Source organism: Streptomyces sp. NPDC052042, from assembly GCF_044548345.1.
Taxonomy (GTDB): Bacteria; Actinomycetota; Actinomycetes; order Streptomycetales; family Streptomycetaceae; genus Streptomyces.
In genome coordinates this window covers 234,674-244,372 of the sequence record NZ_JBIUBU010000002.1, presented here as the reverse complement: position 1 = coordinate 244,372, position 9,699 = coordinate 234,674, and the positions used below count along the sequence as shown (strand labels likewise).

Below are 9,699 nucleotides of genomic sequence, written 5' to 3'. Positions count from 1 at the left end.
GGCGCCCCCCGCGCCGGGGGGGGGGGGCGCGGGCCCGGGGGGGGGGGGGGGGGGGCCGGCCGGCGCCCCCGGCCCGAGCGCGCCGGGCGCACGGGCGCGGCACCGCCGAGAAGTTCCGCCGCGCCCCGAACTCCCGGGGCACGGCGGAACTTTCCGGTCCTCACGGACAGTTGGGACACGGCTGGGACACTCCCGCGGGCGGCGGCGCCGACGTAACGTGTCCCCCAAGCGACCTGGAAAGCGAGGCGGCAACACATGCCCGAGCAGAGCAGTCCGCTCGATCTGGCCGAAGGCGACCCCTTCGGCCCGCACAACCTCCCGTACGGTGTGTTCTCCACCCCCGACCACCCCGAGGACCGCCGGGTCGGCGTCCGCATCGGCGGCCACGTACTGGACGCCGGCGCCGCCGCCCACGCCCTCGGCTCTCCCTATGCGAAGCTCCTCGCCCAGCCGGACCTGACCGCGCTGCTGGCCGCGGGCCGCACCGCGTGGCGGGACGTGCGGCGGGCGCTGACCGCGTGGGTGACGGTCCCGGCGCACCGCCCGGACATCGAACCGCTGCTGCACCCCGTCGAGTCCGTCACGCTGCACCTCCCCTACCGGGTCGCGGACTACGTCGACTTCTACGCGAGCGAGCACCACGCGAGCAATGTCGGCAGTATCTTCCGGCCGGGCGGAGAACCGCTGACGCCCAACTGGAAGCACCTCCCGATCGGTTACCACGGCCGCTCCGGCACCGTCGTCGTCTCCGGAACGGACGTGGTGCGCCCGTCCGGCCAGCGCAAGGCGCCCACCGACGCGGCCCCGGTCTTCGGCCCGTCCGTCAAGCTGGACATCGAGGCCGAGGTCGGGTTCGTCGTCGGCGTCGGTTCCGAGCAGGGCCGCCCGGTCCCCCTCGGCGACTTCCGCGAGCACGTCTTCGGGCTCTCGCTGCTCAACGACTGGTCGGCGCGGGACATCCAGGCATGGGAGTACGTCCCGCTCGGCCCGTTCCTCGGCAAGTCCTTCGCCACGTCCGTCTCGGCGTGGGTGACCCCGCTCGAAGCCCTGGAGGCGGCCTGGACCGCGCCCCCGGCCCGGGACTTCCCGCTCCTCCCCTATCTGGAGGACGGCGGCGAGGAGCAGGGCGGCGGGCTGGACCTGCGGATCTCCGTCGCGATCAACGGGCAGACCGTCTCCGAGCCGCCGTTCTCCACCATGTACTGGACCGCGGCCCAGATGCTGGCCCAGATGACGGTGAACGGCGCGTCGCTGCACACCGGCGACCTCTACGGCTCCGGCACGGTCAGCGGCGCCGAGCCCGGGCAGCGCGGCTCGCTCCTGGAGCTGACCTGGAACGGCCGCGACCCGCTGGACCTCGCCGACGGCAAGCGGGCGTTCCTGGAGGACGGCGACACGGTCACGATGACGGCCTGGGCCCCGGGACCGGACGGCACCCGGGTCGGCCTGGGCGAGGTGACGGGGCGGATCGTTCCTTCCGCCTGACGTACGACGTCGACGGCCGTGACCCTCGCGGGGTCACGGCCGTCGATGGCTCCGGGCTGGTTCATGCGTTCGCGCCGTCCTGAACCGGTTTCCGGTCGATACGCTGGACAGATCCGCGAGACTCCGTGCAGGGGAGCACTGATGAGCGTCGGCCCCGAGGCCCATGAGCCGAGGTGGGCGGTTCCGCCCGTGGGCGGCTGGACCGCCGATGACCTGGACACACTCCCGAATCTGCCTCCGCACACGGAGTTGATCGACGGGAGCCTTGTTTTCGTGAGTCCGCAGACCCTGTTCCATTCACGAGCGGTCAGCTTCTTCGAATGACAGCTCCAGTCACTGGCGCCCTCCGGACTGGAGGTCGTGCGCGAGTTCACCATCGACATCGACCGTTACAACCGGCCCGAGCCCGATGTGATCGTCGTGGACGGCGAGACCGTCCAGGATCCGAGCCAGACACGTTTCCCGGCCACGTCCGTACGGCTCGCCATTGAAGTCGTGTCCGAGGAATCCCTGACGCGGGCCCGAGAGACCAAACCCGTGAAGTACGCACGAGCGCGTATCCCTCACTACTGGCGGGTGGAGAACCAGGGCGACAGGGCGGTGGTCCACGTCTTCGAACTGGAGCCGTCGACCGGGGTCTACGCCTACACCTCCACCGGGATCTTCCACGACCGCATGAAGGTCTCCGTCCCCTTCCCCGTCGACCTGGATCTCACCGCCATCACCGCTCGCCGCCGGGCGGCGGCCCCGGAGTAGCCCCGGCGCCAGCGCCTCGCCCGGCTCACTCGTACGCGGGCGGCGGCTCCTCGTCCCAGTCGAACCCGGGATCGTCGTCGTACACGGCTGAAGCGGCCGAGGCCGAAGCGGCCCGCACGGATGCGGGAGCGGCCGGTGCCGGAGCAGCGGCGGGCGCAACCGGGTCCGGTGCCGAGCCCGAGGGAACCGTGGGGCCCGGATCCGCCGCCGCACCGGCCTGCGGGAACACGTCCTGCCGCGGCGTCGCCGCCACGTCCGGCTCACCCGGCGCATCCGGCTCCCCCGCCGGGTCCGCGAGCGACGCCAGCACCTCCAGCACGCCCTCTCCGTAGGTCGCCAGCTTCTTCTCGCCCAGGCCGCCGACGCCGCCGAGCGCGGCCATCGAGTCCGGCCGCACCGTGGCGATCTCGCGCAGCGTCGCGTCGTGGAAGATGACGTAGGCCGGGACGCCCTGCTCCTTCGCGCGGGTCGCGCGCCAGGCCCGCAGCGCCTCGAAGACGGGGACTGCCTCGGGGGCCAGTTCGGCGACGGCCGCCGCCCGGGACTTCGCCCCGCGCTCGCCCTTCGTGGAGCCGGAGCGCGAGGCGGGCTTCGCCGCCTCCTTGCGCAGCGGCACCTTCCGCTGCCCGCCGAGCACCGCCCCGCTCTCCTCCGTCAGCACCAGCGTGCCGTACTCCCCCTCGACCGCGAGCAGCCCCTGGGCGAGCAACTGCCGTACGACGCCCCGCCATTCGGCCTCGGACAGCTCGCTGCCGATGCCGAAGACCGAGAGCTGGTCATGGTCGAACTGGATGACCTTCGCGGTCTTGCGGCCGAGCAGGATGTCGGTGATCTGGCCCGCGCCGAACTTCTGCCCGCGCTCCCGCTTCAGCCGTACCACCGCCGACAGCAGCTTCTGCGCGGCCACCGTGCCGTCCCAGGACTCGGGCGGGGTGAGGCAGGTGTCGCAGTTGCCGCAGGCCGTCGCGGCGGCCTCCTGGCCGAAGTACCGCAGCAGTTGGCCGCGGCGGCACTGGGCCGTCTCGCACAGGGCCAGCATCGCGTCGAGGTGGGAGGCGGCGCGGCGGCGGAACGCCTCGTCGCCCTCGCCGCCCTGGATGAGCTTGCGCTGCTGGACGACGTCCTGGAGCCCGTATGCCATCCACGCCGTGGACGGCAGCCCGTCACGGCCCGCGCGGCCGGTCTCCTGGTAATAGCCCTCGACCGACTTCGGCAGGTCGAGGTGGGCGACGAAACGGACGTCCGGCTTGTCGATGCCCATGCCGAAGGCGATGGTCGCGACGACGACCAGGCCCTCCTCGCGCAGGAACCGGGACTGGTGCGCGGCGCGCGTGGCCGCGTCCAGACCGGCGTGGTACGGGACGGCCTCGATGCCGTTGCGGCTCAGGTACTCGGCGGTCTTCTCGGTCGCGTTGCGCGACAGGCAGTAGACGATGCCCGCGTCCCCGGTGTGCTCCTCCTTGAGGAAGGAGAGCAGTTGCTTCTTCGGATCGGCCTTGGGCACGATCCGGTACTGGATGTTGGGCCGGTCGAAGCTGGCGACGAAGTGCTTGGCGTCGGGCATGCCCAGACGCCGGGTGATCTCCTCGTGCGTGGCGTTCGTGGCGGTGGCCGTCAGGGCGATGCGCGGTACGTCGGGCCAGCGTTCCCCGAGGACCGAGAGGGCCAGGTAGTCGGGGCGGAAGTCGTGGCCCCACTGGGCGACGCAGTGCGCCTCGTCGATCGCGAAGACGGAGATCTCACCGCGCGCGAGCAGGCCCAGCGTGGAGTCCAGCCGCAGTCGCTCCGGGGCCAGGTAGAGCACGTCCAGCTCGCCGGCGAGGAACTGCGCCTCCATCGAGCGGCGCTCGTCGAAGTCCTGCGTGGAGTTGATGAAGCCGGCCCGCACCCCGAGCGCCCGCAACGCGTCGACCTGGTCCTGCATCAGCGCGATCAGCGGGGAGACCACCACGCCCGTACCGCGGCGGACCAGGGCCGGGATCTGGTAGCAGAGGGACTTCCCGCCACCGGTCGGCATGAGCACGACGGCGTCGCCTCCCGCCACCACATGGTCGACGATCGCCTCCTGCTCACCGCGGAACGCCTCGTACCCGAAGACGCGGTGCAGGGTCCGCCGTGCTTCGCTCTCGGTCACATCCATGGTCCCGCCCGTCGCGCTCATCCGTCTGGCCCCGGTGCCGCACACGCCGCGTGGGCACCGCTCCCTGCCACGATAGGCGCCGGATACGACAACGCCGGACGGGCTTGACTTCCCAGGCCCGTCCGGCGCCGTCCCGGCCGGGATCCGGCCGTGTGCGTGTGCGCTACCTCACGAAGACCCCCGCCTGGCCCGCCAGGTCCAGGAAGTACTGCGGGGCCAGGCCCAGCACCAGCGTCACCGCGACACCGACCGCGATCGTCGTCATCGTCAGCGGGGACGGGACGGCGACCGACGGGCCGTCCGCCTTCGGCTCGCTGAAGAACATCAGCACAATGACCCGGATGTAGAAGAACGCGGCGATCGCCGACGAGATCACACCGACCACGACCAGCCCGGCCGCGCCCCCGTCCGCCGCCGCCTTGAAGACGGCGAACTTTCCGGAGAAGCCGGAGGTGAGCGGGATGCCGGCGAAGGCCAGCAGGAACACCGCGAAGACCGCCGCGACCAGCGGGGAACGCCGGCCGAGCCCCGCCCACTTCGACAGGTGCGTCGCCTCGCCGCCCGCGTCGCGCACCAGGGTGACGACGGCGAACGCGCCGACCGTCACGAAGGAGTACGCGCCCAGGTAGAAGAGGACCGACGAGACGCCCTCCGGGGTGGCCGCGATGACACCGGCGAGGATGAACCCGGCGTGCGCGATCGACGAGTAGGCCAGCAGCCGCTTGATGTCGGTCTGGGTGATGGCGACGACCGCACCGCCCAGCATCGTGACGATCGCGACGGCCCACATGACCGGCCGCCAGTCCCAGGTGAGGCCCGGCAGCACCACGTAGAGCAGACGCAGCAGCGCGCCGAACGCGGCGACCTTGGTGGCGGCGGCCATGAAACCGGTGACCGGGGTCGGCGCCCCCTGGTAGACGTCCGGGGTCCACATGTGGAACGGGACGGCGCCGACCTTGAAGAGCAGACCGGTCAGGATCATCGCCCCGCCGATCAGCAGCAGCGCGTCATTGCCCATGGTGGCGGCGAGCGCCGGGTCGACGTTCGTGACGGAGCCGTCGACCACGTGCGCGATCGTGGCGTACGAGACGGAGCCCGCGTACCCGTAGAGCAGGGCGATCCCGAACAGCAGGAACGCCGAGGAGAAGGCGCCGAGCAGGAAGTACTTCACCGCCGCCTCCTGCGACATCAGCCGCTTGCGGCGGGCGACGGCGCACAGCAGGTAGAGCGGGAGGGAGAAGACCTCCAGCGCCACGAAGAGCGTCAGCAGGTCGTTGGCCGCCGGGAAGACCAGCATGCCCGCCACCGAGAAGAGGACCAGCGGGTAGACCTCGGTCGTGGTGAACCCGGCCCGGACCGCGGCCTGCTCGCTCTCGCTGCCGGGGACCGACGCGGCCTGCGCGGCGAAGGAGTCGACATGGCTTCCGTGCGAGGCGGGGTCGAGCCGCCGCTCGGCGAAGGTGAAGACGGCGACCAACGCGGTCAGCAGGATGGTGCCCTGCAGGAACAGCGTCGGGCCGTCGATCGCGATGGCGCCCATCGCCGCGATGCCGGCCTTCGTCGTACCGTGTCCCCCGGCCGCGAGGCCGACGACCGCGGCGAACGCGGCGGCGATGGCGACGACCGCCAGGAAGACCTGCGTGTAGTAGCGGAACCGGCGCGGCACGAACGCCTCGACGAGCACCCCGACGACGGCCACGCCGATCACGATGAGCACCGGCATCAGCTGCCGGTACTCGATGACGGGCGCTGTGAACCTCTCGCCCGGTGCGGCCGAGATCACCCCGCCCGCCGTCGTCCACAGGCTGTGGACAGCTGTTGCGCTCACTTGGCGGCCTCCACCTCAGGCTGGGGGTCCTTCTTCTGGACGTCCGACATGGTGTGCTGCACCGCCGGATTGACGATCTCGGTCAGCGGCTTCGGGTAGACGCCCAGGAACAGCAGCAGCGCGATCAGCGGCAGGACCACCGCCATCTCCCGGACCTTGAGGTCCGCCATGCCCTTGACCTCCGCCTTCACCGGGCCCGTCATCGTCCGCTGGTAGAGGACGAGGACGTACAGCGCGGCGAGCACGATCCCGGTCGTGGCGATGACGCCCGCCGCCGGGTACGCGCTGAACGTGCCGACCAGGACCAGGAACTCGCTGACGAACGGGGCGAGTCCGGGCAGCGACAGGGTGGCCAGACCACCGACCAGGAAGGTGCCGGCCAGGATGGGCGCCACCTTCTGCACCCCGCCGTAGTCGGCGATGAGCCGCGAACCGCGCCGACTGATCAGGAAGCCCGCCACCAGCATCAGCGCCGCGGTCGAGATCCCGTGGTTGACCATGTAGAGCGTGGCCCCGGACTGGCCCTGACTGGTCATCGCGAAGATGCCCAGGACGATGAAGCCGAAGTGCGAGATCGACGCGTAGGCGATCAGCCGCTTGATGTCGCGCTGGCCGACGGCGAGCAGCGCGCCGTACACGATGCTGATCAGCGCGAGGACGACGATCACCGGCGTCGCCCACTTGCTGGCCCCCGGGAAGAGCTGGAGGCAGAAGCGGAGCATCGCGAACGTGCCGACCTTGTCGACGACCGCGGTGATCAGGACGGCGACCGGGGCGGTCGCCTCGCCCATGGCGTTGGGCAGCCAGGTGTGCAGCGGCCACAGCGGGGCCTTCACCGCGAAGGCGAAGAAGAACCCGAGGAAGAGCCAGCGCTCCGTGCTCGTCGCCATCGAGAACGAGCCGTTGGCTCGGGCCTCGGCGATCTCGGAGAGCGAGAACGTCCCCGCGACCACGTACAGCCCGATCACGGCGGCCAGCATGATGAGCCCGCCGACCAGGTTGTAGAGGAGGAACTTCACCGCCGCGTACGAGCGCTGCGCCGCGGCGTTCTCGTCGCCGCCGCCCGCCGCGGGAGATCCGGAGGAGGTCGCCCGGTCCCCGAAGCCCCCGATGAGGAAGTACATCGGGATGAGCATGGCCTCGAAGAGGATGTAGAAGAGGAAGACGTCGGTGGCCTCGAAGGAGAGGATCACCATCGCTTCGGTCATCAGCATCAGGGCGAAGAAGCCCTGGGTGGGCCGCCAGCGCCGGCTCCGGTTCTCCAGAGGGTCGGCGTCGTGCCAACCCGCCAGGATGATGAAGGGCAGCAGCAGCGCGGTGAGCCCGATGAGCACCACCCCGATGCCGTCCACGCCCAGTTCGTACCGGACGCCGAAGTCCTTGATCCAGGCGTGCGATTCGGTGAGCTGGTAGCGGTCGCCGCCGGGCTCGAACCGGGCGAGCGCCACACCGGCCAGGACGAGCGTGCCCAGCGAGAAGAGCAGTGCCGTCCACTTCGCCGCGGTGCGCCGGGCCGCCGGCACGGCGGCGGTGGCGACCGCACCGATCGCCGGGAGCGCCGCCGTCGCTGTCAGAAGGGGAAAGGACATGTGATCAGACCGCCCTCATCAGCAGGGTCGCGGCGATGAGGATCGCCGTACCGCCGAACATCGAGACCGCGTAGGAGCGGGCGTAGCCGTTCTGCAGCTTGCGCAGCCGGCCGGAGAGCCCGCCCATCGCGGCGGCCGTGCCGTTGACGACACCGTCGACCAGGGTGTGGTCGACGTACACCAGGGAGCGAGTGAGGTGTTCGCCGCCGCGGACCAGGACCACATGGTTGAAGTCGTCCTGGAGGAGGTCGCGGCGGGCTGCCCGGGTGAGCAGCGAGCCGCGCGGGGCGGTGACCGACACCGGTGCCCGTCCGTACATCACCCAGGCGATGGCGACGCCGACGACGAGCACGACCATCGTGGCCGCCGTGACGGTCGCGGCGCCGACCGGGGGGTGGCCGTGGCTGTGTCCGGTGACCGGCTCCAGCCACTTCAGGAAGCGGTCGCCGACGGAGAACAGGCCGCCCGCGAAGACCGAGCCGAAGGCCAGGACGATCATGGGGATGGTCATCGTCCTCGGGGACTCGTGCGGACGCGGTTCATTGCCGTCCGCGTCGGGCTGCCAGCGCTTCTCGCCGAAGAACGTCAGCAGCATCACGCGCGTCATGTAGAACGCGGTGATCGCGGCGCCCAGCAGGGCGACCGAGCCGAGGATCCAGCCCTCGGCCCCGCCCTTGGCGAAGGCCGCCTCGATGATCTTGTCCTTGGAGAAGAAGCCGGACAGACCGGGGAAGCCGATGATCGCCAGGTAGCCGAGGCCGAAGGTGAGGAAGGTGACCGGCATGTACTTCCGCAGGCCGCCGTACTTGCGCATGTCGACCTCGTCGTTCATGCCGTGCATGACGGAACCGGCGCCGAGGAAGAGTCCGGCCTTGAAGAAGCCGTGCGTCACCAGGTGCATGATCGCGAAGACATAGCCGATCGGGCCGAGCCCGGCGGCCAGGATCATGTAGCCGATCTGCGACATCGTCGAACCGGCGAGGGCCTTCTTGATGTCGTCCTTGGCACAACCGACGATCGCACCGAACAGGAGCGTGACCGCGCCCACGATCACTACGACCAGTTGCGCGTCGGGAGCGGCGTTGAAGATCGCGCCGGAGCGGACGATGAGGTAGACGCCCGCGGTCACCATGGTCGCGGCGTGGATGAGGGCGGAGACCGGGGTCGGGCCCTCCATCGCGTCGCCGAGCCAGGACTGGAGCGGCACCTGGGCCGACTTGCCGCAGGCGGCGAGGAGCAGCAGCAGACCGATCGCCGTCAGCTTGCCCTCACCGGTCTCCCCCGTCGCCGCGAGGACGGGGCCGAAGGCGAAGGTGCCGAAGGTGGTGAACATCAGCATGATCGCGATCGACAGGCCCATGTCGCCGACCCGGTTGACCAGGAACGCCTTCTTGGCGGCGGTGGCCGCAGTGGGCTTGTGCTGCCAGAAGCCGATCAGCAGGTACGACGCCAGGCCGACGCCTTCCCAACCGGCGTACAACAGCAGGTAGTTGTCGGCGAGGACGAGAATCAGCATCGCCGCGAGGAACAGGTTGAGATAACCGAAGAAGCGGCGGCGGCGCTCGTCGTGCGCCATGTAGCCGATCGAGTAGAGGTGGATCAGGGTGCCGACGCCGGTGATCAGCAGCACGAACGTCATCGACAGCTGGTCGAGCTGGAAGGCCACGTCGGCCCGGAATCCCTCGACCGGGATCCAGCTGAACAGCTTCTGGTGCAGGGTCCGTTCACCGACGTTCCGTCCCAGCATGTCGGTGAAGAGCACCGCGCCGATGACGAACGACACCGCGGCGAACAGGGTGCCGATCCAGTGTCCGGAGCGGTCGAGGCGTCGCCCGCCGCAGAGCAGGACCGCCGCTCCGAGCAGAGGCGCCGCGATGAGCAGCGCAATCAGGTTCTCCACG

General features: G+C 70.6%; 5 protein-coding genes and 1 pseudogene. 2 read left to right on the top strand and 4 right to left on the bottom strand.

Annotated features, from left to right (window positions below):
- Positions 1–255 precede the first annotated feature (255 nt).
- Both fahA and ACIHCL_RS06315 read left to right on the top strand, forming a co-directional pair.
- Complete coding sequence (fahA, locus tag ACIHCL_RS06320; RefSeq protein ID WP_399857502.1) at positions 256–1,485, top strand: fumarylacetoacetase; 1,230 nt, start codon at positions 256–258, stop codon at positions 1,483–1,485.
- Positions 1,486–1,626: 141 nt separating this feature from the next.
- Positions 1,627–2,241: pseudogene (locus tag ACIHCL_RS06315) on the top strand (Uma2 family endonuclease).
- A gap of 25 nt (positions 2,242–2,266) precedes the next feature.
- Here the strand turns inward: ACIHCL_RS06315 and recQ are convergent.
- The 4 genes from recQ to nuoL all read right to left on the bottom strand — a co-directional run bounded on the left by recQ (position 2,267) and on the right by nuoL (position 9,698).
- On the bottom strand, positions 2,267–4,402 hold the full coding sequence (recQ, locus tag ACIHCL_RS06310) for a DNA helicase RecQ (RefSeq protein WP_399857500.1): 2,136 nt from the start codon (positions 4,400–4,402) through the stop codon (positions 2,267–2,269).
- 142 nt (positions 4,403–4,544) lie between these two features.
- Entirely contained in the window at positions 4,545–6,209 is a 1,665-nt protein-coding gene (gene nuoN / locus ACIHCL_RS06305; RefSeq protein ID WP_399857497.1) for an NADH-quinone oxidoreductase subunit NuoN, read from the bottom strand.
- The gene (locus ACIHCL_RS06300) at positions 6,206–7,798 is read right to left on the bottom strand and encodes an NADH-quinone oxidoreductase subunit M (RefSeq protein WP_399857496.1); all 1,593 of its coding nucleotides are present in this window, start codon (positions 7,796–7,798) and stop codon (positions 6,206–6,208) included. Before ACIHCL_RS06300 ends, nuoN begins: the two co-directional genes overlap by 4 nt.
- A gap of 4 nt (positions 7,799–7,802) precedes the next feature.
- Positions 7,803–9,698, bottom strand: a complete 1,896-nt coding sequence (nuoL, locus tag ACIHCL_RS06295; protein ID WP_399857493.1) for an NADH-quinone oxidoreductase subunit L — start codon at positions 9,696–9,698, stop codon at positions 7,803–7,805.
- Between the last annotated feature and the right edge of the window lies 1 nt (position 9,699).

Bases quoted from the DNA above. Each gene is read 5' to 3' on its own strand.
- ACIHCL_RS06300 (WP_399857496.1), bottom strand. From the start codon at position 7,798: ATGTCCTTTCCCCTTCTGACAGCGACGGCGGCGCTCCCGGCGATCGGT.
- recQ (WP_399857500.1), bottom strand. From the start codon at position 4,402: ATGAGCGCGACGGGCGGGACCATGGATGTGACCGAGAGCGAAGCACGG.
- fahA (WP_399857502.1), top strand. From the start codon at position 256: ATGCCCGAGCAGAGCAGTCCGCTCGATCTGGCCGAAGGCGACCCCTTC.